Source organism: Xanthomonas hortorum, assembly GCF_024339125.1.
Taxonomy (GTDB): domain Bacteria; phylum Pseudomonadota; class Gammaproteobacteria; order Xanthomonadales; family Xanthomonadaceae; genus Xanthomonas; species Xanthomonas hortorum.
This window is the reverse complement of sequence record NZ_CP101417.1, coordinates 3597380-3621803: the sequence shown is the minus strand read 5'-3', so window position 1 is coordinate 3621803 and position 24424 is coordinate 3597380. Positions and strand designations below refer to the sequence as shown.

The window sequence follows — 24424 nt, the reverse complement described above, 5'->3', positions numbered from 1 at the left end:
GATGGCCACCGACTGGAAAACACCGGTCCAACGAGCTGCCTGCACAGCTCGCCGGACCGGAGACGCCCTTCCTACGGCACGTTCTACAGGCTGGCCCGCAAGGTCAGGCCATACCGACGATCGTTGATCACGAAGTCGCGGTAGCGCGACTCGGAACCCAGATAGCTTTCGCGACGGGTATCGAGCAGATTCACGCCATCGAGCGAGATCGACCACACATTATTGATGTTGAAACGCAGCGAGGCATCCAGCTGGCCGAAGCCCTTGTTGTAGACCGGCAGATTTTCAGTGCCGTTGCCTGCGGTGGTCACCAGCCAGTCGCTGCGCCAGTTGTAGGCCACACGGCCCTGGAAGCGCGCCGTTTCGTAGCTGAGGATCGCGTTGTAGCTGTTCTTGGACAACCCTTCCAGCGGCACGGTGAGTGCCTGGCCGTTGGTGTCGGTGGCAGTGGGGCTCGGCGCCTCGCTGTCGACATAGGTGTAGTTAGTCTGCAGGCCGAAGCCGCTCAGCCAGCCCGGCAGGAAGTCGAAGAACTGCGTATAGCCCAGTTCCGCACCGCGGATCTTGCCGGCATCGCCGTTGACCGGGCGGGTGATCTGCCACACGCGACCATCGTAGACCTCGTTGAACACGCTGTCGGCGATGAAGCCTTCGATCTTCTTGTAGAACAGGGTGCCGTACATCATCGAGCCCTGGCCGAAGTACCACTCCAGCGCGGTGTCGAACTGATCGGCCTTGACCGGCTCCAGATCGGGATTGCCCGCCCTGCCGGTAAAGGTCGAGGCACCGTTGGAGCTGCCGGTGCTCAGGCTCAGGTTCGGATTGAGGCGGTCGAAAGTAGGACGCGAAATGCCGCGCGAGGCCGCAAACCGCCACTGCAGCGTGTCGCTGAGCATCCAGCGCAGATTCAAGCTCGGCAGCACGTCGGTATAGGTCTGCTGTGCATCCACCGGAATCAGACCGCCACCCTCGCCATCGGTGCCGGTACGCACACCGGTGGAACCGACCTCGGTACGCACGACGCGCACGCCGATATTGCCGTCGAACGGGATCGAATCGCTGTCCACGCCGAAGCGCAATACACCGTAGGCCGCGTAGGTCTTCTCGGTCTGCGCATTGATGTTGTTCGGGGAAAACTCCAGCGGGCTGGCACCGAAGGTGGCGAGCGTCTGCTGGTAGTTGGCCACCGCCGCATCGGATGCGGTCAGGGTCGGCCCAAATGCATGACTTTCACCGCGGAAGAAATCGGTGATCGGATTGGTCACCACGCCCACGCTCGGGAATTGCGAGAACGGTGCGCCTGCGCAGTTGTTGATGCACATGAAGCGATAGATGTTGCCCTTGGTCTCTGCATCGCGGTCGGTGTAGCGCACACCGGCCTTGAAGCTGCGCACGAAGTCGCTGTCGAAGGCCAGGTCCATATCGGCGCGCCAGGCGAACTCAGTGCCCTTGTTGTCGTCCTTGTTATCCAGGTGATAGCGCCAACCGTCGTAATTGTTGACGTCGGCCAGATAGCCTTCCGCACCGCTGGAATCGGTCACCGACAAACGCGGCAGGTCGCCACGGAAATCGACGTTGAACTGCGGGCTGGTGGACTGACCGGTGGACAGGATGTAGCGCGTGCCGGTGGTGGTGGCATCGACATACTGGAAGTCGGTGCTCAGGGTCAGCTTCTCGTTGACTGTCCACTTGCCGCCCAGCGAGTAATCGGTGGTCACCGAGTGACGTTCGGTCAGGCTGGTGTTGGATTCGGTCGGCACATTCTGGAACGAGCCGTCGACGAATTCGTTGCGGTCGTTGACCTGGATGCCGGGCAAGCCCTGCATGTTGTTCGTGCCGGTCAGCGCGAAGAACGAATAGTCATGCCAGCTGAAGTCGTATTCCGAACGCAGCACCTGCGTATAGACCTCGACCGAATCGTTCGGGCGCCACTGCATCGCAAATGCGCCGGTCTTGCGCTCGCGCTCACCGACGGTGGTGTTGATGCCGGCGCCGTGCGGCACCGACACTTCCTGGCCTTCATAGCCCGGCAGATCGGTCTGCGTGTACCACGGCTCGATCGAAATGGTGTCCTGACGGAACGGGCTCTTCTGCTGCGAATAATTCACCAGCAGGCCGATCTCGCCGATACCGGTCTGCCAGCGATCGCTGAACAGGCCCGAGAACGCCGGCTTGCCGTCGTCGGCCAGGTCGTAATGGTTGTACTGGACGCTGCCGGCGATCTTGCGGCCGTCATAGTCGAACGGCAGGCGCGTGCGCAGATCCACAGTGCCGCCCAGGCCACCTTCGATCATGTCGGCCGAGGGATTCTTGTAGACGTTGACGCCGCCAAGCAACTCGGCAGAGACGTCTTCGAAGCTCAGGCCACGGCCGTCGTTGGCGGTGAAGATGTCGCGGCCATTGAGCTCGGTCCGCACCTGGGTCAGGCCGCGAATGGCGATCGAGCTGCCTTCGCCGTAATTGCGGGTGATCTGGATGCCGGAGATGCGCTGCAGCGCCTCGGCAACGTTGTTGTCGGGCAGCTTGCCGATGTCTTCGGCAACGATCGAATCGACGATCTGCTCGGCGTTCTGCTTGACCAGCTGCGCCTTGGTGACGCTGCTGCGGGTGCCGGTGACCTGCACGGTGTCGAGCTGCTGGGTGGTCGGGTCCTGCGCTGGAGCAGCAGTGGTGGTCGCGTCCTGCGCATAGGCCTGCGCGCTCAGCAGCGTGGCCACACTGATGGCCATCACGGAGCGGCGGAAATCACGGATCGAACGCTGACCCACAGTCCGGCCTGCCGGAATGTGGCGATGTTGCACTGACATGGTGCTCCCTCCCAGGACGCATGTACTGCTAATTTTTAGCGGGTGGGTGCGCGAACGCCCTGCCCGTCGTTGTTGCTGGCCCGCATCCGCACACGGCAAAGGCTGCGACTGGTTGGATGCGTGGTAATCCCGATAAGGCTTACCTAGCGGCTGCGGCCGGAGCATAGGGCGCGGCTGTCATGCCACACCAATGAAATATTCCTGGCGAGCTATTCCTGAAACCTATAGCAACATAGAGAAACCCGGCAGGTCTGGCGTTGCGGGCCAGGCTGCCGGATTCACCGAAACGGGCTCAACTCTGCGAACCAACGCAGCCGGAACCGTGATCGAGCACGCTTACCAGTTCATGCGCAGCACCAGCGAATAGCGCCGGTCGTTGACGAACGAAGAACGCGTGTACAAGCGCGGGTCCACTTCGCCCCCTTCGTACGAGGTCGGCCCCATCAACACCTTGGTGACGGTATTGGTCAGGTTATTGGCCTGCACGCCCAATTGCAGATGGTCGTTGAAGCGATAGAAGAACGAGCCGTCAAGCTGGCCGTAGTCGTCGGCCCAGGTCGGCAGGCGCGTGGCCGCGTCGCTGGTGGTCAGCAGATAGCGCGAGCGCCAGTTGTAGGCCAGTCGCAACGACAACGGGCCCTTCTCGTAGATGCCGGCCAGGTTGTAGCTGCGCCGCGACAAGCCTTCCAGCGGCAACTCGACGCCGGTGACGGTGGTGTTGGTGTACGGGTCGGTCGCGGTGTTGGCGCCGCCCTCGCTGTCGACAAAGGTGAAGTTGGCATTGACGCCGAACCCGCTCAGCCAGCCCGGCAGCTGATCGAAAAACTGGGTATAGCCCAGCTCCGCGCCGCGGATGGTGCCCTCGTCCATGTTGTACGGGCGCGTCACCAGCCACGGGCGGTTGTCGTAGATCTCGTTGCGGGTCTGGGTGGAGAAGTAATCCTTGACCTTCTTGTAGAACAGCGTGGCGTACAGCATGTCGCTGGTGTCGAAGTACCACTCCAGCGCGGTATCGAACTGGTTGGCCACCATCGGCTTGAGGTTCGGGTTGCCGGCGGTGCCGACGAAGTCGGTGGCCTGGCCGGCGTCGTTGGTCTCCACGTTGAGCAACACATACGGCTGCAGCTGGGTGTAATCCGGGCGCGCCATCGCCTTGGAGGCGGCAAAGCGCCACTGCAAGGTGTCGGTGAAGCGCAAGCGCAGGTTCAAGCTGGGCAATACATTGGTGTAGCTGCCTTCGGAATTGTTCTCGAAATACTGCCCGGTGTAGCGCGCCTGCAGTTCGGGCGAAACATTGAGCCCGGCCAGATTCTGAAACTGCCCGAAGCCTTCGGCCTGGGTCTTGGTCTGCACCACACGGATGCCGACGTTGCCGTCCACCGGAATGCCCCAGGCCTCGTCGTTGCCGAAATACAGCGCCGCATACGCCGCCTGGGTGCGCTCAAACTGCCGGTTGGTGTCCTGCGGCTGATAGGTGTCCGGTGCCCAGCCATAGCCGCGCAGCGCCACGATCTGCTGGATCATCTGCGAGGCCGAGCCATAGTTGTTGACCAGGCTGCTGTTGGGCACCACCAGGGTGGTCGGCACGTTCACGCCGCCACGGAAGAAGTTGGAGAAGGTGAACAGCGACGATTGGTCGGTCATGAACTCCGACATATTCGCCAGGCCGTTGCTGGTGCCTGGAATCGCTGCCCAGTTGTCGGAGATCACGCCCCAGTTGTAGCCGGAATTCTTGTTGATCTGGTTGCGGTCGGTGGCGCGCATGCCGAAGCGCGCAAAGCGCAACCCGCTGCTGTCATCGAAGGTGTATTCCAGATCCACGCGCGTGGACAGCTGCCGCCCGCGATTCTTGCCCAGGTGGTCCATCGCCGCCGCCCAGAAATAATTGGACGGATCCTGGGTGAAGGCCGGGTTGGCGATCTGCACGCTGGGATACTTGCCCGACACGTCATAAGACAGCCCGGGCAGATAGGTCGCGCTGAACAAGGTGAAATCCAGCTGCTCGTTCTCCGATTGCACCAACTGCATATCGCCCTTGATCTGCAGGTTGTCGTTGAAGAAGTGGCTGAAACCCACCGACAGGTCGGTGGTAGTGGTGCGCTGCTCGGAATAGCGGTTGTCGGTATTGAAGCGCACGCCGTCGCCGGTAAGCACCCCGCGCCACGAGCTGGACACCGGCGAGCCCCGCAGAAACCCGCCACGATCGTCGTAGTCGAAGGTGGTGCCCGGCGCCGGGGTGATGCTGTTGTTGCTGTCGTTGAAGAACGCCGCGCGCTCCTGCCAGTTCATCTCGTAGCGCGAACGCAGGAACTGCGCATAGATCTCGGTGGCATCGGTCGGCTTCCACTGGAAGGCGGCCGCAATGCCGTCGCGCTTGCGCTCGAAATCCAGCTGACGCCAGTTCACCCCGCCCGGCACGAACACCTCGCTGCGCCCGCTGCCGGCCAGCACGGCCTCATCGGTACGCCGCACGTACGGTTCGACCTGGATGCCATCCGAGCGCGTTGCCAGCTCCGAATGCGCAACGTCGATCATGAAGCCCATTTCGCCGATGCCGGTGTCCCAGCGATCGCTGAACAGGAACGAGGCCGACGGCTTGTACTGCTTGCTCATGTCGCCGTAGTTGTAATCGACATTGCCACCGACGATCCGGCCCGGATTGTCGAACGGCATGCGCGTGCGCAGGTTGACCGTGCCGCCCAGGCCGCCTTCGATGATTTCGGCCGAGGGATTCTTGTAGACGTCCACACCGGCCATCAGCTCGGCCGGCACGTCCTCGAAGCTCAGGCCACGGCCGCTGGCGGCGCTGAAGATGTCGCGCCCATTGAGTTCGCCGCGCACCTGGGTCAGGCCGCGGATCATCACCCCGCTGCCTTCGGCCGAGAAGTGATCGGGGTCGCTGCGCGCGGCAAAGTGATCGATGGTCACGCCGCTGACGCGCTGCAGGGTTTCGGTGACGCTGCGATCGGGCAAGGCGCCGATGTCTTCGGCGCTGACCGAATCCACGATCTGGCTGGCGTCGCGCTTGATTACCTGCGACTTGATCAGGCTGGCGCGCACACCGCGCACTTCCACCGCATCCAGATCCACGGCGTTGCCGCCGGCATTGGTGAGCGGAGCGTTCTGGGACGTCTGCGCCTGCTGAGCATAAACCGGCGCTGCGAGCAGCAGCGCAATGCTGACGGCCATGGCGGAATGAGGCAAACGCAAGGTACGGCGAGCGCGCACGCCCGTACCTGCCGGTGCATGGCTTGAAAAGGTGTACATCCGAATCCCTCCCAGGACGCAAGACGACTGAAGACTGGTTGTCGCGGCACCGCAAGCGGGCCGCACGATCGTGTGGGATCCGCACGCGAGCGTGCGGGTCCACCCTCCCACTGCATGGCGGCTTGGCCGCCGATCACCTGCCCGACTTCACGTGCGCTTCAGCGTGCGATCTGGCTCACAGATATAGGCGCGTGATCTAGCGTCAACCAATGAAAAAATCACGAACCACTATTCCCTGGCGGAATAGAAATGGCAGAGCCCGCTTAGCCAAGGGATTCCGGACCGCGCAAAGCCGGATACAAACGGCGCGCGGTGGTGCGTAGCGCCTGCAAAATGCGCTCGGCACCCGGCGGCAGGATGTAATCGCGCCGGCGGATGATGCCGAACGACTCCATCCGTACCCCCAGTTCGATCGGCAGCACGGTCAGCAGCTTGGCCTGGATCAGCGCCGCCACCGATTCCACCGGCAAGGCGGTCAACATGTCGGTGCCGCGCAGCAGGGTCGAGGTGACCGGCAAGGACGAGGTCTCGATCGCATTGGTCGGCGTCTGCACGCCGTGCTCCATGAACATCGAATCCAGCCGCGCGCGCAGCACGCTGTCGGCCGGCGGCAGGATCCAGCCATAGCGCACCAGATCGGCATGCTGCAGACCGGCGCGACTGGCCAGCGGGTGGCCGGCACGTGCGATCACCGAATGCGGCTCGTCGGCCAGCGGCTCGAACTCCAGCTCGCCCACGCCCTCCGGCCCCAGGATGCGGCCGATTACGATGTCCAGCTGGCCATCCAGCAACTTGGCCACCAGCGGGCGGCTGTAGTCCATTTCCACCCGCACCAGGATGTCCGGGAACTCGCGTTTGACCTCGGCAATCGCCTGCGGCACCAGATTGGTCCCCGGATTGACCACGGTGCCGATCGAGGCCTGGCCCATGCGCCCGGCACGCAGTGCAGCGATCTCTTCCTGCGCCCGCCCGATCTCCGACATCGCCGCGCGCGCGCGCCGGATCAGCACATGGCCGTACCAAGTCGGCTCGACCCCGCGCGCATGCCGCTCGAACAACTTCACCCCCAGCATGTCCTCCATTTCCGCCAGTAGCTTGGAGGCTGCCGGCTGGGTCATGCTGGCAGCCTCGGCCGCACGTAGCACCGAGCGTTGTTCGTGCAAATGCAGCAGCAACAAGAGCTGACGCGTCTTCAGCCGGGCTGCGTTGAACCAGGGAGTACCGGAATTTGCCATGGAGGTCGCCGCGAAGGTGTATTCGTAGGAGGAATAGAATATGCCGAAAATTTCATTTGCAGCACATATCTCCCCGCGCGAGGCTATCGAACGCCGCAGCAGGAGCCCCGACCTCCCGGGCGCGGCCAGAACAGACGTGACCCATCTTCCACAAGGTGGCAACACGCATGCCATGACTGCGGAGGTGGACGACGATGACGGCATCTTGCCAGCCCATTGCAGGCTGTTGGAGTGCGCACGCAATTGCTGCAATCGGCCCGTCATTGCGTCGCGGCGCCCTGCCCGCCCCCATGTTCCTGATCTTTCACCGTGCGCCTGCAGACCACGTTGCAGCACGCAGTTGCGCAAGCTCCCCCGACGTTGCCGGCCATCTGGTCGCCGACGGCCGCTTTCCGCTCTATCGCGAGTAACCCGATGACCTCAGACACCACTGCCAGCCTGTTCGCCCTGCCGCTGATCGCCATCCTGCGTGGCATCACGCCGGAAGAAACGCTCGACCATGTCGGCGCGCTGATCGATGCCGGTTTCGACGCGATCGAAATCCCGCTCAATTCGCCGCGCTGGGCCGAGAGCATCGCGCTGGCCCAGCAGACCTACGGCGAGCGCGCCTGGATCGGTGCCGGCACCGTACTGCGCAACGAAGACGTCGACACCCTGGCCGAGATCGGTTCGCGCTTCATCGTCACCCCGAATACGCGTCCGTCGCTGATCCGCCATGCGGTCTCGCGCGGCCTCACCGTGGTGGCAGGCTTCGCCACCGCCAGCGAGGCGTTCGACGCCATCGACGCCGGCGCCACCATCCTCAAGCTATTCCCGGCCGCGACGTATGGCGCCGCACACGTACGCGCGCTGCGCTCGGTGCTGCCCAAGCACATTCCGGTCTACGTGGTCGGCGGCGTCAGCCCGCAGACCCTGGCCGGCTTCCTCGCGCAGGGCGCTGCCGGTGCCGGCATCGGTGGCGAACTGTACAAACCCGCGCAATCGCTCGAAACGACCCAGACGCATGCACGCGCCTTCGTGCAGGCCTACCAGGAACTGCAAGGATGAAGATCACCCGCCTTACCACCTACCACGCCGCCCCGCGCTGGCTGTTCCTCAAGGTCGAGACCGACGAGGGCATCACCGGCTGGGGCGAGCCGGTCATCGAAGGCCGCGCACGCTCGGTGGAAGCGGCCGTGCACGAACTGGCCGGCTACGTCGTCGGCAAGGATCCGGCGCGCATCAACGACCTGTGGCAGACCATGTACCGCGCCGGTTTCTATCGCGGCGGCGCCATCCTGATGAGCGCCATCGCCGGTATCGACCAGGCCTTGTGGGACATCAAGGGCAAGGCGCTGGGCGTGCCGGTGTACGAGCTGCTGGGCGGGCTGGTGCGCGACCGCATGAAGACTTATCGCTGGGTCGGCGGCGACCGCCCCGGCGCCATCATCCAGCAGATCACCGACTACCGCGCGCTGGGCTTTGACACCTTCAAGTTCAACGGCACCGAAGAAATGAAGCTGATCGACAGCGCGCGCGCCGTCGATGCCGCCGTGGTCAAGGTCGCCGAAATCCGCGAAGCCTTCGGCAACACCATCGACTTCGGCATCGACTTCCACGGCCGCGTCGGCGCGCCGATGGCCAAGGCGCTGCTGCGCGAGCTCGAACCGTTCAAGCCGTTGTTCGTGGAAGAACCGGTACTGGCCGAACAGGCCGAGTATTACCCGCGCCTGGCCGCAAGCACCTCGATTCCGCTGGCTGCCGGCGAGCGCATGTTCTCGCGCTTCGAATTCAAGAACGTGCTGTGCGCCGGTGGTATCGGCATGGTGCAGCCGGATCTCTCGCATGCCGGCGGCATCACCGAATGCGTCAAGATCGCCGCGATGGCCGAAGCCTACGACGTCGGCTTCGCCCCGCACTGCCCGCTCGGCCCGATCGCGCTCGCCGCCTGCCTGCACGTGGACTTCGTTTCGCACAACGCGGTGCTGCAGGAACAGAGCATCGGCATCCATTACAACGAAGGCGCCGACCTGCTCGATTACGTCATCAATAAAGACGATTTTCAGTGTGTGGATGGCAGTATCGCCGCCCTGCCCAAGCCCGGGCTCGGTGTGGAGATCAACGAAGAGATGCTCAAGCGCGCAAACGAAAATCCGCCCGATTGGCGCAACCCGGTGTGGCGTCACAGCGATGGCAGCATCGCCGAATGGTGAGCACGATCGAACACACTGCCGTGTTGGCGGTCGACAGCCGCTGCACGCATGGCGAAGGCGTGCTTTGGTGCGAGCAGCGCCAGGCGCTGTGCTGGGTCGACATCAGCGAAAAACGCCTGTGGCGCCATCACCCGCAAAGCGCGCATACGCGCTACTGGACGCTGCCCGATCGGCCGGGCTGCATCGGCTTGATGGACGACGGCCGCGTGCTGATCGCGCTGGCCAAAGCGATCTGCATCGCCGACCCGGACAACGCCGACGGAGAGGGCGATGCGCTGCCGCTGGAAAAGCTCGCCGATGTCGAAGCCGACAATCCGCTCACGCGCAGCAACGATGGCCGCGCCGATCGCAACGGCAACTTCGTGTTCGGCACCATGGACGAGCACGACGACAAGGCCGCGCGCGGCGCGATATATCAGTTCTCGCTGCGTCACGGTCTGCGCGCCTTGCCGCTGCCGGGCGTGTCGATCCCCAACTCGATCTGCTTCAGCCCCGATGGCCGCACCCTGTATTACTGCGACTCGGTACGCCCGCAGATCCTGTGCTGCGACTACGACGCCGACAGCGCGCAGACCAGCAATACGCGCGTGTTCGCCACACTGGATCGCGACGATGCCGAGCCGGATGGCTCCATCATCGACAGCGAGGGTCATCTCTGGAATGCGCAGTGGCGCGCCTGGCGCGTGGTGCGCTACCGCCCCGACGGCAGCGTCGAGCGCATCGTGCAGCTACCGGTCAAGCACCCCACCTGCAGCGCCTTCGGCGGCGCCGCGCTGGATCGTCTGCATGTGATCAGCTCACGCCTGGACCACAGCGCCGAAGAACTTGCCCGCACGCCGGAAGCCGGCGGCCTGTACCTCTGCGACCTGCCGATCAACGGCCTGCCCGAGAGCCGGGTGGCCAGCGCATGATCGCCATCGACTGGGGCACCAGCAGCCTGCGCGGGTATCTGCTCGATGCCAACGGCAGCGTGCTGGAGCAACGCCGCGGCAGCGACGGCATCCTGGCCTGCCAGGGCCGCTTTGCCGAAGTGTTGAGCGCGCTGATCGACGGCTGGGCCGGCCCGGTTCTGCTCTCGGGCATGATCGGCAGCCGCAACGGCTGGGTTGAACAGGCCTATCTACCCTGCCCTGCCGACACCGCCGCGCTTGCGCAGGCAATGCGCGGCTACGACGACCTGCTGCCCGGACGCACACTGTGGTTCGTGCCAGGCGTGAGTACCGGCGAACAGCACGGCGTGCCTGAGGCGAGCACTGGCGAACGGCGCAGCACGCCGGATCTGAGCGCCAGCGCACGGCATAGCGTGCCCGACGTCATGCGCGGCGAAGAAACCCAACTGGTCGGCCTGATCGCCGCACTCGGCGACGGCGAACACGTCGCCTGCCTGCCCGGCACACACAGTAAATGGGCGCAGATCGCCAATGGCCAGCTGACCGGTTTCGCCACCGTCATGACCGGCGAGCTGTACGCCGTACTGCGCCAGCACAGCATCCTCGGCAAGTTGATGCAGGACGATCACGCCGAACTCGACAGCGACGCGTTCCTGCAAGGTGTCGATCGCAGTGGCGAACCCGGCGGCCTCAGCCATCATCTGTTCGGCGCCCGCACGTTGGGGTTGTTCGACCGCCTCACCGCCACCGCACTGCCGTCCTACCTCTCGGGCCTGCTGATCGGCCACGAACTGCGCGACCACCGCGGTGACCACGGCACCGTCCACTTGGTCGGCAGCCCCGCCCTTGCGCAGCGCTATGCACTGGCGCTGGCGCATTTGGGTGTCAAAACCCAGCTGCATCCGGAAGATCTGGCTGCTACGGGGTTGTTCGCGCTGGCCAGGCAGCGCGGGTTGGCTTGATACGCAGCGTGAGTTGATCTGATCAAGCGGCCGGCCGTTGATTTACTTCGGCTGGCGCGTGGCGACGCGTTCGTCATGCCGAACCCTCGAGTAGGGAAATAAAGCCCCTCTCCTGCGGGAGAGGGGTTGGGGTGAGGGTACGGGGGCGAAGCCGCTACGAATGGTGGGTAACCCGAGGCTTCGCCCGTACCCTCATCCGCCCCTGCGGGGCACCTTCTCCCGATGGGATAAGGAATCAACCCCAACGCAGAAAACCAAAATCCCCAGCACCCCCACACCCAGCACCCGACTGCTTTAGAATTGGCAGGCTAAACGCCGGATTCCACCATGCCTTTTGTTGTCACCGAAAACTGCATCAAGTGCAAATACACCGACTGCGTCGAGGTCTGCCCGGTGGATTGCTTCCATGTCGGCCCGAACTTTCTGGTCATCGACCCGGACGAGTGCATCGACTGCACCCTGTGCGAGCCCGAATGCCCGGCCAACGCGATCTACCCGGAAGACGACGTGCCAGCAGGCCAGGAAGGCTTCGTCGCGCTTAACGCCGAGCTCGCCAAGGCGTGGCCCGTCCTGACCGTGCGCCAGGAGCCGTTGCCCGATGCCGCCGAATGGGACGGCAAGCCGAACAAGTTGCCGCTGCTGCAGCGCTGACACAGCGTTTCGCTATCCAGTCGGGAATGTGCGAAACCGCATCACCGCAGCAAAACACGGTACTGAAACGCAAAACGGGCGCCCAAAGCGCCCGTTTCGCTATCTGACACTGGCAACTACCAGACTCAGCCGCCCAACTTGCCCTTCAACGCAGCAATCAGCGACACCGGTGCCGCCAACGTTGCCGGCATGCCACGCGGGTCCACGGCCGACACGTAGCTGCCGGCGTCGGTCTTGACCACGCGCACCAGGAAGCTGGCGCCTTCGTAGGTCACGTCGTAGGAACCGAGCATCTGCGCCTTGCTGGCGATGGTCAGGCCCGGGATATCGGCCAGTGCCGCGCCCACCTTGGCAAACACCTCATCGCGCTCGCCAGGCACGGTGAAGCCGCTGTTGGCGCTTGCCGAAGGGGCCGAGGTGGTCTGCTGGGTGGTCGATGCCAGCGTCGGCACCTTCATCGCACCCGAGGTGTCGGGCAGGTTCAGGTCCGGCGGCACTTCCAGCGGACGGGCCTCCGGCGCCAGCGCGTAGTCGCCGCGCGCGCCCTTGTGGAACCAGCTGCAACCGCTCGTGGCGGCGACGGTGGCGGTCGCCAGCAACGCGAGCGAGAGCACGCGGACGGGGGAAACGGAATGACGCATCGATAGATCTCCTGGGTCAGGCCGCGAGCATTTCGCGGCTGGAAAGCGCTTCCAACGCAACAGCGTCGGCGGCAAGGCGGTCGGCAGCAGGCTGGTGCGCCGCAGAAAGGGGAAGTAACGGCAAACGCAGGCCGTGCCCGATCCCGGCCCGCTGCAGCAGCGCCTTGACCGGGATGGGATTGGATTCGATACCGCAGAAGCTGTGGTACTCGCTCAGGCGCGCGTCCCAGGCGAGTGCGGCGTCATGCTGACCGTCGCGGGCCAGATCGCACAACCGCCGATATGCCGACGGCAACGCGTTGGACGCCACCGAAATCAGCCCATCGGCGCCCGACAGCATCGCATGCGCGGCACTGCCATCGTCGCCACTGAGCACCACAAAGGTATCGCTGCGCAACGCAAGCAGCGCGGCAATGCGCTCGGGTTCGCTACGCGCTTCCTTGATGCCGATGATATTCGGATGCCCGACCAGCTCGGCAACCGTCTCCGGCAACAGATCGCAACCGGTGCGGCCCGGCACGTTGTACAGCACCACCGGCAGCCCGCCGTTGTCGGCGACCGCCAGAAAGTGCGCTTGCAAGCCGGACTGGGTCGGACGCACGTACGGCGGCGTCACCACCAGCGCGTACTGCGCGCCCAAGGCAGCGGCGCGACGTGTCTGCGCAATGGTCTTGGCGGTGCCCGACAGCCCGGTACCGGCCAGCACAGGCACCCGGCCGGCGACCTGCGCAACGGCAGCACGCAACAGCGTGTCGTACTCCTCGTCGCTCAATGCAGCGGCTTCGCCGGTGGAGCCGGCAACCACGATTCCCTGCACGCCGCCATGCAGCTGCTGCTCCAGCAGCCGCCGCCAGGCATCCAGGTCGAGTGCGCCATCCGGACCGAAAGGGGTCGCCAGCGCGGTGATGATGCCGGAAAGGGACAAGATTCAGCTGCTCTTACGTGACAGGAAAAGGCCCGCGCGCACGCGGGTTGTGGCCGCCTGCATGTTACTTGCGGCGCGAAACCACGGGCAAGTATGCTGGTCATCGCCAGGGCGCCTGCCCGGGCGGCCATTCAGCCTGATGCAATGCCGGAACCCCCTTTGACCGACACCACACCCCGGCCCTCGCCGACCGAAAATCACCTCCTGATCAACGCCTACACGACGCATCCGGAGTCCCCCCTGTTGCCCGTCACCCGCCGCATCGCCGACAGCGGCTGCAATCTCGTGGACGCCCGCCTGGCCACGGTGGGGCGCGATGTCTCGGTCACCGCACTGGCCACCGGCTCCTGGGATTCGGTCGCCAAGCTCGAGGCGATGCTGACCCGGCTCGAACGCGAGGAAGGCCTCAAGCTGGTCTGGTACCGCACCGGCCCCAAGCAGACCCAGTCCAACCTGCTGCCCTACATCGTCGAAGTCATCGCTGCCGACAAGCCGGGCATCCTGTTCCAGCTGGCCGATTTCTTCGACCGCCAGGGCATCACCATCGAGAACCTGCAGAGCACGCGCTATCGCGCCATGCAGACCGGCGCGGAGATGTTTTCTGCGCAGGTGACGATCGGGGTGCCGGCCAACATGCACATCGCCGCATTGCGCGATGATTTTCTGGAATTCTGTGATCACCTCAATCTCGACGCGATCATGGACCCGATGAAGTTTTAAGGCAGACGTTCCGATGGCCATCGCCCTATCCGCGCTGAAACAGATGTTCGATCACATCCGCTCCGAGACCGACTGGAATCTCGACGGTCCGTTGCGCTGGGAATATTTCTTCGCCGACCCGGCGCAGCAACCGCTGCAAAAACTCGCCGAGCAACTGACCACGGACGGCTATCGCGTCATCGACATCTTCCTCGGCGAACGCGACGAAGACGATGGCGACGACGAAGAATCGTATTTCCTGCATGTGGACAAGCTGGAACAGCACACCATCGAGTCGCTGAATCAGCGCAATGCGGAGTTCGACGCGCTTGCCAAACGTTTCCATGTGGCTGCTTATGATGGGATGGACGTCGGCCCGGCATGACCGAGCCGCACGCCCCTCCACTTTGGGCTGAGCAACGATGACCGACGCTGTCTTTGATTTACCCGCTGCAACCTTCGACCTGCCGCTGGCGCTGTCCGGCGGCATCCACACCAGCTTGCGCGGCTACGCCGGCAAATGGGTGGTGCTGTACTTCTATCCGAAAGACAGCACGCCCGGCTGCACCACCGAAGGCCTGGATTTCAACGCGCTGCTGCCGCAGTTCACACAGGCTGGCGCAGTGATCCTGGGCGTCTCGCGCGACTCGGTGAAGTCGCACGACAATTTCTGCGCCAAGCAGGGATTCACCTTTCCGCTGATCAGCGATGGCGACGAGGCCTTGTGCCGCGCCTTCGACGTGATCAAGGAAAAAAACATGTACGGCAAGCAGGTGCTCGGCATCGAGCGCAGCACCTTTCTGCTGTCGCCCGAGGGGCATGTGGTGCAGGCCTGGCGCAAGGTCAAGGTCGCCGGCCATGCCGACGCCGTGCTGGCTGCGTTGAAGGCGCACGCCAAACAGTGACACCCCTCGTTTCCCGTGTCCTCCATCACCCTGCGCCTGCAGGCGTGATGGCTCGCCCCTGCTCCATCACTTGGAAGACCCAATGACCCGAGGCAAGCGCATCTACGTGCTGGACACCAACGTGCTGATGCACGATCCCACCGCGCTGTTCAAATTCGAGGAACACGATGTGTTCCTGCCGATGCAGGTGATCGAGGAACTCGACAACGCCAAGAAGGGCACTTCCGAAGTCAGCCGCAATGCGCGCCAGGTCAGTCGCTTCCTGGACGAACTGCTGGAGAACACCAACGCCGAGCAGATCAAGACTGGCATCCTGCTCAGCCACCCGCAGGGTATCCAGCTCAAGGGCCAGGCCGCGATCGGCCGGCTGTATTTCCAGATCCACCCGATCGATCCGGGCCGCACCTTCGGCGAGATGATTCCGGACAACAAGATCCTGGCATCGGTGCTGGCGCTGTGCGAAGAAAACCCGGACGTGCCGGTCATTCTGGTGTCCAAGGACATCAACCTGCGCATCAAGGCCTACATCAGCGGCCTGAATGCAGAGGACTATCAGAACGATCGCGCGCTGGACGATTTCAGCCTGCTGTTCACCGGCGCTGTCGAGCTGCCGGAAGACTTTTGGCAGAAGCACAATGAAGATCTGCGCAGCTGGAACGAGCGTGGCCGCACCCATTACGAAATCGTGCTGGCCGACGACGAAGACTGGCATCACAACCAGTACCTGTATCTGCCGGGCGAGGACGAAGTGGAACTGCGCGTGGCCAGGATCGGCGGCGGCAAGGCCACGTTGTGCCTGGTGGACGATTTCCGCACCAGCCCGCACGCGGTGTGGGGCATCGTGGCGCGCAACCGCGAGCAGAATTTCGCGCTCAACGCGTTGATGGATCCGGAGATCGATTTCGTCACCCTGCTCGGCACCGCCGGCACCGGCAAGACCCTGCTGGCGCTGGCTGCCGGCCTGGCGCAGACGATGGATCAGCAGCGTTATCGCGAAATCATCATGACCCGCGCCACTGTGAGCGTGGGCGAAGACATCGGTTTTTTGCCCGGCACCGAAGAGGAAAAGATGACCCCATGGATGGGCGCACTGACCGACAACCTGGAAGTGCTCACGCACAATCAGGAAGGCGGTGCCTGGGGGCGTGCGGCAACCAACGATCTGCTCGCCAGCCGCATCAAGATCCGCTCGATGAACTTCATGCGCGGGCGCACCTTCCTGTCGCGCTATCTGATTCTGGACGAGGCACAGAACCTCACTCCCAAGCAGATGAAGACGCTGATCACCCGCGCCGGCCCCGGCACCAAGATCGTGTGTCTGGGCAACGTCGAACAGATCGACACGCCCTACCTCACCGAGACCACCTCGGGCCTGACCTACGCGGTGGATCGCTTCAAGGCCTGGCCGCATAGCGCGCATATCACGCTGCGTCGCGGCGAGCGCTCGCGCCTGGCCGACTTCGCCTCGGAGGTGCTGTGATGCATCCGCTGCGCGGCGCTGCGGCGTTCGCACTGATTGCACTGGCCGGCTGCGCAACCACGCCGCCGCCGGCCAGCGTGCCCACCAACATCAAGAGCGGGCAGTCGTGGGTCATCACGCGCCAGGGCATTGCCGAGCAGGTGCTGGACACCTGCTCGCGCGACAGCCCGGCGCGTCATCCGGGCCAGATCACCGGCTATTGGACGCCGAGCCAGCAACAGATCGAACAGCTCGAATCCAGGCAGGATGCATTGACGCCGACCATCCCCGAGCCCCGCGATTTCGACCGTCAATATGTGGGCGTGGTGATCCAGGGTCAGCAGCTGATCTACATCAATGCCTTCAAGCTGCCGAACGATCCGCCAGTGAAACCGGCCAAAGAGGCGATCCGGGTGTGCGACGGCGGCAGTGCCTTCTGGGGCGCGCTGTACGACCCGCAAACCGGCGCGTTTTCGCAGATCGCCGTCAACGGTACCCCCTGACCCGACATGGGAATCCTGCTGCCGCGCTGGGTCTGGATTGGCGCGGTGGCATTGTCGGGTGTGGCGGGCATGGTCAACGTGGTCGGCTACCTGGGCTCCGAACATCAGGTGGTCAGCCACCTCACCGGCACCACCAGCCTGCTCGGCGTTGCCCTGATACAAAGCACCGGGCCGGAGATCGGCTTTCTTTGGGGCATTCTGATCGCCTTCTGCGCAGGCGCCATGCTCAGCGGCCTGATCATCCAGGACGATGTCCTGCGGCTTGGACAGCGCTACGGCGCGGCACTGCTGCTCGAAGCGCTGCTGTTGCTGGCCGCGATTCCGCTGTTCAAGCTGCATCACATCGGCGGCGTACTGGTCGCCGCAGGCGCCTGCGGCCTGCAGAACGCCATGGCCACCACCCTCAGCGGCGCAGCGGTCCGGACCACGCATCTGAGCGGCATGTTCACCGACCTGGGCATCGGTCTGGGGCACCTGCTGCGCGGACGCCCGCTGCAACTGCGCCGGCTCACGCTGAGCGGGCTGATCATCAGCGGTTTTCTCGGCGGCAGCATCCTCGGCACCTGGCTGTTCCAGCGCTGGCACTACGACGCGCTCTATCTGCCAGCCGGCCTCACCGGATTGACCGGTGCCGGCTACGTTGCCTACCTGCAATGGCGTCGCTGGCGCGCGCGATGACCCGCACATCCAACCGACAGCAGTGCAGAATCCACGCATGACCACGCCCAGCACGCTGTCCGCATTGACCATCGCCGGCTCCGATTCCGGCGGCGGTGCCGGCATCCAGGCCGATCTCAAGACCTTCGCCGCACACCGCGTGCATGGGTTGTCGGCCATCGCTGCGTTGACCGCGCAAAACACCCGTTCGGTCACCGCCGTGCACATCCCGCCGATCGCATTTCTGCAGGCGCAGATCGACGCCTGTTTCGCCGATTTCGACATTCAGGCGGTCAAGCTCGGCATGCTCGCCAATGCCGAGGTCATCCATTGCGTGGCCGATCTGCTCGAAAAATATCGCCCACCGTTCGTGGTACTCGACCCGGTGATGGTCTCCACCAGCGGCGCGCGCCTGCTCGAAGACGCCGCATTGGACGCGCTACGTACGCGGCTGCTGCCCCTGGCCACGCTGATCACCCCCAACACGCCCGAAGCCGAGCTGCTAACCGGTCGCCGCATCGACGATGCCGACGCCGCCGAGCACGCCACCGCCGCCCTGCTCGACCTCGGCGCCAACGCCGTGCTGCTCAAGGGCGGACATCTGCTCGAAGGCGCACGCGTGATCGACCGCTTCGATGACGGCGTCACCCAGGACGTGTTCATGCATCCACGCCTGCAGGTCGACGCGCACGGTACCGGCTGCAGCCTGTCGGCCGCGATTGCCGCGCAGCTGTGCCAGGGCCTGTCCCTGCTCAACGCCTGCGAAGCGGCGATCGACTACGTTGCGCGCGCGATCCGCCTCGGCCACACCCCAGGTCACAGCGAGGTGCTGGTGCTCGACCACTTCGGCGCCGCGCCCAGCATATGAGCGCGTGTACTGGCACATCTGACCTGCCGAAATCGGACCACGCACAGCTAGGCGCCTGCAGCGATCACTGCGCATGGATGAAAGCACCTGCAGTCGCGCTGGCAGCGCCACGGCGCGGACGCATCGGCAACGCGGCCGACAATCGCGTGTCACAAAAGGATTGACGAGTACGCCGGGCATCCGCATAATTCCGCTCCTGACGACGCGCCCGTAGCTCAGTTGGATAGAGTACCTGGCTACGAACCAGGCGGTCGGGAGTTCGAATCTCTCCGGGCGCACCATCATCAGAACAACAAAAAGACAGCATTGCATCGCTGTCTTTTTAGTTAAACCTCCGATCGCACTGCGACGGATGTGCAAGTCAAAACAAGATAATGCGCCCGTAGCTCAGTTGGATAGAGTACCTGGCTACGAACCAGGCGGTCGGGAGTTCGAATCTCTCCGGGCGCACCAATCTTGAAGAAAACGACCAGCTTGCTGGTCTTTTTTTTGTCCGAATGAAAGCAACCGCAATCAGGCCATCGCCCCAACGGCATCTGGCCCACCAACCACCGCCACCGGCAGCAGCGAGGTCACCGGATGCCCGGCATCGCGCCATGCATCCAGCCCGCCCAGCAGCGGACGCACATCGCGATAACCGCGCTCGCGCATTCGCCCCGCCAGCCACGCCGCCGACACCTCATCCGGACACGCGCAATAGATCACCACACTGCGATCGCGCGGCACGGTGGCCAGAATCTGTGCGAGCTGTCGCTCGTCGGCAAACACCGCGCCGGGAATCGTGTACGGCTGCAGATCGCGATATCCCGGTGCGCGGATATCCAGCACGGCAGGCCGCAAGCTCTCTTCGCCATCGAGCAAGGGCACCAGTTCGTCGACCGCGATGCGCGCATGCACCAGCGAACGCAGCAGGCTATGCCGTCGCCACCAGCGCCAACCGATGTAGCAGGCCAACAACACCGCCACCACGACAACCGCGCCCGACCCAAGCTCGGACAGAAACGCGAGTACGTCCTGTACCTGGTGGGCGAACAACGCCCCCAGGCCCAGACCGACCAACGCCCACAACGCTGCACCGAAGGCGTCGTAGCGCAGAAATGCCGCCGGGCGCACCCGCATTGCGCCGGCCATCGGCACCGAGACCATCGACAACCCCGGTACGAACTTGGCCACCGCCAATATCCGCACGCCCCAGCGCGAGAAGAACCGCTCGGTCTTTTTCATGCAGGTATCGCGCGACAGCGACAGCCGGCACAGCGACTGCAAGGTGCGATTACCGAAGCGGCGGCCGGCCAGATACCAGGCCAGATCGCCGAGCAGGCTCGCCAACACCGAAACGCCCAACGCCGCCAACCCGGCCAGCCATGCATCGCTGCCGCCGCGCAGCGCGTAGCCGGCACCGACCAACACCAGCGTCGGCAACGCCGGCACCGGCAGCCCCAGCGACAACGCCAGCACGTTGGCGAACACCAGGGCCAATCCGTACTGTTCGATCAAGCCCTGCATGCGACGATCCTGCGCGACGACGAACGCGCATTATCCGCCCTTCCTCACGCACGCGACTGCCCGGCAGCGGCAGAACGATACGTCTCGGCAAGCGACTGCAACCAGCCATCGAACAGGCCCTCGCTGCGCAGGGCGCGCCGCCACCAGCCCAACGCCTCGCCCTCCTCGCCCGGCCGCCATGCCAGGGAGAACGTCTCGTCGGGCTTGTGGGTTTCTACCTGCACCTCGCACAGCCGGCCGTCCTGCAGCGCGCCGCGCGCATACGCCTCAGGCAGAAAGCCGTAACCGGCGCCGGCCAGCTGCAACTGCAGCTTGGCCTGCATGTCCGGCACGGTGAGCACGTCGCGCCCGGACAACAGGCCCACGGTGCGCGGCAGCAACCGCCGCGCTGAATCCGCTACAGCGATCGCACGATGCTCGGCCAGCTCGGTCGCACCCAGCATGCCGGCGCCCGCCAGCGGATGCGTAGAGGCCACCGCGAACACAAAGCGCAGCGTGCCGATCTGCTCGGCAACATAGCCACCACCACTCGGCCCCTCGCCTGCCGCGACGATCAGATCCACGCGCCGATCCAGTAGCGCCTCCCAGCTGCCGGACAGCGATTCGCTCACGACGCGCAGGCGCGTGCTATCGGCCACCGTGTAGAAGTCCAGGATCTGCGCCTGCAGCAACGCCACCGGCAGAATCGCATCCAGCCCGATCGCAAAGTCCGACTCCCAACCCGACGCCACCCGCCGCACCCGCACCTCCAGCTCTTGCGCAGCACGCAACAGGTGCCTCCCCTCGCGCAACAACTCGCGCCCAGCCTGGGTCGGCGTCGCCTTCGGGCCGAGCCGCTCGAACAGTTGCACCCCCAGATCGTCTTCGAGCTTGGACACCGTGTAGGAAATCGTCGACGGCACCTTGAACAATACCTTGGCCGCCGCCGCAAACGAGCCACGACGGTCAATTGCATCGAGGATTTGCAGCGCTTCCAGGCTGATTTTCATTGTTCGATTTTTTCGATGATAGCGGCCAAATCTACTCGCTTTTTGTCTCCCGCACAGAGGCGGAGACTACGCATCAAGCCGCAGGGACACCGATTCACTCCCCGGCGCCATTCGAGATCTTTCAAGGAGAGGCAGCATGTTGAATGTCCGCAAGAGCGAAACCCGTGGCCGCGCCGAGCATGGCTGGCTGTCCTCGCGCCACACCTTTTCCTTCGCCAGCTACCACGACCCGCGCCACATGGGCGTCGGCCCGCTGCGGGTGATCAACGAAGACAAGGTGCAGCCGGGCGAAGGCTTCGGCACCCATGCCCATCGCGACATGGAGATCATTTCCTACGTCCTGGATGGCGCGCTGGAGCACAAGGACAGCATGGGCACCGGCTCGGTGCTGCACTACGGCGACGTGCAGCGCATGAGCGCCGGCAGCGGCGTCAGCCACAGCGAGTTCAATCACTCGGCCAGCGAGCCGGTGCACTTCCTGCAGATCTGGGTGATGCCCGAGCGCAACGGCATCGAACCCAGCTACGAGGAAAAGCATTTCGACACCGACAGCAAGCGCAATCAGCTGCGTCTGATCGCCTCGCCCAACGGCGAAGCCGGCTCGCTGCGCCTGCACCAGGACGCACGCCTGTACGCCTCCATCCTCGACGGCGACGTGCGTCTGCAACACCCGCTGGCACCGGGACGCATCGGTTACGTGCAGGTGGTGCGCGGCAGCCTGAGCGTCAACGGACAAGCACTGTCGGCCGGCGATGCGCTGCAGATCACCGCCGAGCCGGAACTCGTGCTGGCCGACGCACGCGACGCAGAAGTGCTGGTGTTCGATCTGCCGCAGTAAGCGGCAACGCGTGGTAGTGCGGCGCGCTGCAGTCAATCGGCGCGCCGCATGATCGCAGCTGGTTGGAACAGGCAAAGCGCGCTCCTGGCGCAATGCAGTTCACTTGAAAAAAACGGCACTTCCCGCGCGGGAAGTGCCGTTTTTTATTTGGCTTGAAAACTGAGCCGATTGGAGACTATGCCGAGATACAGGAGCCCTCGATCAGCAACCTCAGTGAACAGCATTAGGTTCTGGCGGTCATTGTGGTGCGCGGATGTATCTGCTGGCGAGCGCTTTTAGTTTTGCGCAGACCTAGCTGCTGGCACGCGCGGCAGCTAGGCAACTACGAGCGTGCGTGTCACCGCCTCAACGACGCCGCACAGCGAATGCACCAGACCCCTCACAGTCACGTGGCCTGAGTCACGCGGCCTGCGATTTGGCGAACGGCTCTGCGTGCGCATCCTTTAGTGCAGAAGACCCATCGGCATCGCCGTTGACCAATGCGAACAACGCATCCGCATCGGCTTCGAGCACATGCGCCGAACGCGCCAGATCATCGACCATCCGCGCCTGATCGCGCGCCTGCACGCCAATGGATTGCAGCGCCGTGTTGGCGGTCGAAATATCCTGCGCCTGCTCCTGGCTGGCGGCGGCGATCTGCTCCACGGTTGCGGTCACGCGAAGCACTGAGCCGACCATATCCTGCATCACCACACCGGCCTGTTCGGCCAGGCGCGAACCATCGCCAACCTGATCGGTCGCGTTGTCGATCAGGGAACGAATCTCCTTGGCCGACACGCTGCAGCGCTGCGCCAGGCTACGCACCTCGGTCGCTACCACTGCAAATCCACGCCCCTGCTCGTCGGCGCGCGCCGCTTCCACCGCCGCGTTGAGCGCCAGGATGTTGGTCTGGAAGGCGATGCCGTCGATCACCTCGATGATCTGGCCAATGCGATCGGTCGCCGAACGAATATTGGCGGTGGTCTTGACCACCTCGGCGATGACCTCGGCACCGCGTCGCGCAACATTGGCCGACTCTTCGGCCATGCGCTGCGCCGACCCCGCGCTCTCGGAATTGATGCGCACGGTTTCCGCCAGCTGATCGATGGTGGTCGAGGTCTGCGCCACTGCGGTGGACTGCGAGGATGCGCGGCTCACCAGTTCCTCATTGCTGATCGAAATATGGTGCGCCTCGCGCTGCACGTTCTGCGCGATGCTCATGGTCTGCCGCATCAACTCGCGCATGCGCTCGGCCGAGCGCACTTGATCAGTCACATCGGTGGCGTACTTGACCACCTTGTACGGCCGTCCGGAGACATCCAGGATCGGGTTGTAGGAGGCCTGGATCCACACCGCGCTGCCGTCCTTGCGCAGCCGGCGATAACGGCCCGCATCGAACTGCCCACGCGCCAGCTTCGCCCAGAAATTGCGGTACTCCTCGGAGGCGCCATACACCGCATCCACGAACACGCGATGGTGCTGGCCGATCGCCTCCTCTGCCGGGTACCCCAAAATCGCCAGGAAATTATCGTTGGCGCTCAGCACGTGCCCTTCCAGATCGAATTCGATCACGCCCATCACCTTGTCGATGGCCTGGATGCGGCCATCCGCATCGGCAGAATCGATCACCTGACGGGTCACCTCGGTGGCGTACTTGACCACCTTGTATGGACGCCCATGCTCATCGAGTACCGGGTTGTAGGACGCCTGGATCCACACGTCCTGCCCATCCTTACCAACGCGCTTGTAGCGCCCCGCATCGAATGCGCCGCGCCCGAGCTTTTCCCAGAACGCGCGATAGGCCGCCGATTGGCGCGTGGACGCATCCACGAACATGCCGTGATGCTTGCCGCGGATCTCATCGAGCCGGTAACCCATCACCTGCAGAAAATTCTGGTTGGCCTCGAGCACGGTGCCATCCAGCGAAAACTCGATGACCGCCATGACCCGGTCGATCGCATCGATCCGCCCTTCGAAATCGGCGGTCTGGCGCACCTGCGCAGTGATGTCGGTGGCGTACTTCACCACGCGATAGGCGTTGCCGGATCGATCCAGCAGCGGGTTGTACGACGCGTTGATCCACACCTCGCGCCCGTGTTTGTCCAACCGGCAAAAGCGCCCAGCGTTGAAGTCGCCACGCCGCAGTGCCGCCCAGAACTGACGATAGCTTTCGCTGTCGCGATCACTGGCAGTCACGAACATGCGGTGATGCTGGCCGACCACCTCGTCCAGCCGATAGCCCATCAAGGACAGGAAGTTCTCGTTCGCATCCAGAATGCGGCCATCCAGATCGAACTCGATCACCGCCATCACCCGGTCCACCGCATTGGCCTTGTGCTGCAGCCCACGGCCCCAGAAAGAGAACAGGCGTCCAAGCAGTGGCGGTAGGCGCATCACGTTGAAGTCCGAGATATATGTCACGTGTTTAGCGACCTATACCGGAGTTACTTG

General features: G+C 64.1%; 21 protein-coding genes and 2 tRNA genes. 15 read left to right on the top strand and 8 right to left on the bottom strand.

From position 1 onward, the window contains the following. Positions 1 to 83: 83 nt before the first annotated feature. The 3 genes from NMB96_RS15600 to NMB96_RS15590 form a co-directional block, all read right to left on the bottom strand. Complete coding sequence (locus NMB96_RS15600; protein WP_255085219.1) at positions 84 to 2807, bottom strand: TonB-dependent receptor; 2724 nt, start codon at positions 2805 to 2807, stop codon at positions 84 to 86. A gap of 336 nt (positions 2808 to 3143) precedes the next feature. Continuing rightward, entirely contained in the window at positions 3144 to 6074 is a 2931-nt protein-coding gene (locus tag NMB96_RS15595; RefSeq protein WP_255085217.1) for a TonB-dependent receptor, read from the bottom strand. Positions 6075 to 6337: 263 nt separating this feature from the next. Further along, positions 6338 to 7309, bottom strand: coding sequence for a LysR family transcriptional regulator (locus NMB96_RS15590; RefSeq protein ID WP_043889174.1), 972 nt, complete (start codon positions 7307 to 7309; stop codon positions 6338 to 6340). Positions 7310 to 7723: 414 nt separating this feature from the next. Here NMB96_RS15590 and NMB96_RS15585 point away from each other — a divergent pair, with 414 nt between their 5' ends. The 5 genes from NMB96_RS15585 (at position 7724) to fdxA (ending at position 12004) form a co-directional block, all read left to right on the top strand. Next, a complete protein-coding gene (locus NMB96_RS15585) occupies positions 7724 to 8356 on the top strand; it encodes a 2-dehydro-3-deoxy-6-phosphogalactonate aldolase (protein WP_043889173.1) in 633 nt (210 codons plus the stop codon). Beyond that, a complete protein-coding gene (gene dgoD, locus NMB96_RS15580; RefSeq protein ID WP_023903771.1) occupies positions 8353 to 9501 on the top strand; it encodes a galactonate dehydratase in 1149 nt (382 codons plus the stop codon). Before NMB96_RS15585 ends, dgoD begins: the two co-directional genes overlap by 4 nt. Next, positions 9495 to 10412: an SMP-30/gluconolactonase/LRE family protein gene (locus NMB96_RS15575; protein ID WP_023903770.1), complete on the top strand. Its 918-nt coding sequence runs from the start codon at positions 9495 to 9497 to the stop codon at positions 10410 to 10412. The genes dgoD and NMB96_RS15575 overlap by 7 nt, the downstream gene beginning before the upstream one ends. Further along, complete coding sequence (locus NMB96_RS15570; RefSeq protein WP_023903769.1) at positions 10409 to 11353, top strand: 2-dehydro-3-deoxygalactonokinase; 945 nt, start codon at positions 10409 to 10411, stop codon at positions 11351 to 11353. The genes NMB96_RS15575 and NMB96_RS15570 overlap by 4 nt, the downstream gene beginning before the upstream one ends. Before the next feature lie 327 nt (positions 11354 to 11680). After that, positions 11681 to 12004 (top strand): ferredoxin FdxA, encoded by a 324-nt coding sequence (gene fdxA / locus NMB96_RS15565; protein ID WP_006453280.1) that lies wholly within the window; start codon positions 11681 to 11683, stop codon positions 12002 to 12004. 125 nt (positions 12005 to 12129) lie between these two features. Here the strand turns inward: fdxA and NMB96_RS15560 are convergent, their stop codons facing one another. Both NMB96_RS15560 and dapA read right to left on the bottom strand, forming a co-directional pair. Continuing rightward, positions 12130 to 12645 carry a hypothetical protein gene (locus tag NMB96_RS15560; protein WP_023903768.1) on the bottom strand — a complete coding sequence of 172 codons (516 nt, stop codon included), beginning with the start codon at positions 12643 to 12645 and terminating at the stop codon, positions 12130 to 12132. A gap of 16 nt (positions 12646 to 12661) precedes the next feature. Further along, entirely contained in the window at positions 12662 to 13570 is a 909-nt protein-coding gene (gene dapA, locus NMB96_RS15555; RefSeq protein ID WP_255085213.1) for a 4-hydroxy-tetrahydrodipicolinate synthase, read from the bottom strand. Between the two features lie 93 nt (positions 13571 to 13663). On the opposite strand from dapA, the gene NMB96_RS15550 reads away from it, so the two are divergent. The 9 genes from NMB96_RS15550 (at position 13664) to NMB96_RS15510 (ending at position 19114) form a co-directional block, all read left to right on the top strand. Further along, positions 13664 to 14290, top strand: coding sequence for a glycine cleavage system transcriptional repressor (locus tag NMB96_RS15550; RefSeq protein ID WP_023903766.1), 627 nt, complete (start codon positions 13664 to 13666; stop codon positions 14288 to 14290). 13 nt (positions 14291 to 14303) lie between these two features. Continuing rightward, positions 14304 to 14654 carry a ribonuclease E inhibitor RraB gene (locus tag NMB96_RS15545; protein WP_023903765.1) on the top strand — a complete coding sequence of 117 codons (351 nt, stop codon included), beginning with the start codon at positions 14304 to 14306 and terminating at the stop codon, positions 14652 to 14654. Between the two features lie 37 nt (positions 14655 to 14691). After that, positions 14692 to 15174, top strand: a complete 483-nt coding sequence (locus NMB96_RS15540) for a peroxiredoxin (protein WP_229009506.1) — start codon at positions 14692 to 14694, stop codon at positions 15172 to 15174. A gap of 82 nt (positions 15175 to 15256) precedes the next feature. Then, positions 15257 to 16654: a PhoH family protein gene (locus NMB96_RS15535; protein ID WP_006453286.1), complete on the top strand. Its 1398-nt coding sequence runs from the start codon at positions 15257 to 15259 to the stop codon at positions 16652 to 16654. Then, positions 16654 to 17136, top strand: coding sequence for a hypothetical protein (locus NMB96_RS15530; RefSeq protein ID WP_255085211.1), 483 nt, complete (start codon positions 16654 to 16656; stop codon positions 17134 to 17136). Before NMB96_RS15535 ends, NMB96_RS15530 begins: the two co-directional genes overlap by 1 nt. Positions 17137 to 17142: 6 nt before the next feature. Next, the gene (locus tag NMB96_RS15525; protein WP_255085210.1) at positions 17143 to 17814 is read left to right on the top strand and encodes a YoaK family protein; all 672 of its coding nucleotides are present in this window, start codon (positions 17143 to 17145) and stop codon (positions 17812 to 17814) included. 37 nt (positions 17815 to 17851) lie between these two features. Continuing rightward, positions 17852 to 18661 carry a bifunctional hydroxymethylpyrimidine kinase/phosphomethylpyrimidine kinase gene (gene thiD / locus NMB96_RS15520; RefSeq protein ID WP_255085209.1) on the top strand — a complete coding sequence of 270 codons (810 nt, stop codon included), beginning with the start codon at positions 17852 to 17854 and terminating at the stop codon, positions 18659 to 18661. A 204-nt stretch (positions 18662 to 18865) separates the two neighbouring features. Next, positions 18866 to 18942: transfer RNA gene (locus tag NMB96_RS15515), tRNA-Arg, on the top strand. A 95-nt stretch (positions 18943 to 19037) separates the two neighbouring features. Continuing rightward, positions 19038 to 19114 (top strand) — tRNA-Arg (locus NMB96_RS15510). Positions 19115 to 19174: 60 nt separating this feature from the next. Here the strand turns inward: NMB96_RS15510 and NMB96_RS15505 are convergent. Beyond that, positions 19175 to 20167 carry a DedA family protein/thiosulfate sulfurtransferase GlpE gene (locus tag NMB96_RS15505; RefSeq protein WP_255085207.1) on the bottom strand — a complete coding sequence of 331 codons (993 nt, stop codon included), beginning with the start codon at positions 20165 to 20167 and terminating at the stop codon, positions 19175 to 19177. A gap of 44 nt (positions 20168 to 20211) precedes the next feature. Continuing rightward, a complete protein-coding gene (locus NMB96_RS15500) occupies positions 20212 to 21156 on the bottom strand; it encodes a LysR substrate-binding domain-containing protein (RefSeq protein WP_023903758.1) in 945 nt (314 codons plus the stop codon). A gap of 136 nt (positions 21157 to 21292) precedes the next feature. On the opposite strand from NMB96_RS15500, the gene NMB96_RS15495 reads away from it, so the two are divergent. Beyond that, positions 21293 to 21994: a pirin family protein gene (locus NMB96_RS15495; RefSeq protein WP_023903757.1), complete on the top strand. Its 702-nt coding sequence runs from the start codon at positions 21293 to 21295 to the stop codon at positions 21992 to 21994. Positions 21995 to 22393: 399 nt separating this feature from the next. On the opposite strand, the gene NMB96_RS15490 is transcribed toward NMB96_RS15495, so the two are convergent. Beyond that, positions 22394 to 24340, bottom strand: a complete 1947-nt coding sequence (locus tag NMB96_RS15490; protein ID WP_255086974.1) for a methyl-accepting chemotaxis protein — start codon at positions 24338 to 24340, stop codon at positions 22394 to 22396. Positions 24341 to 24424 lie beyond the last annotated feature (84 nt).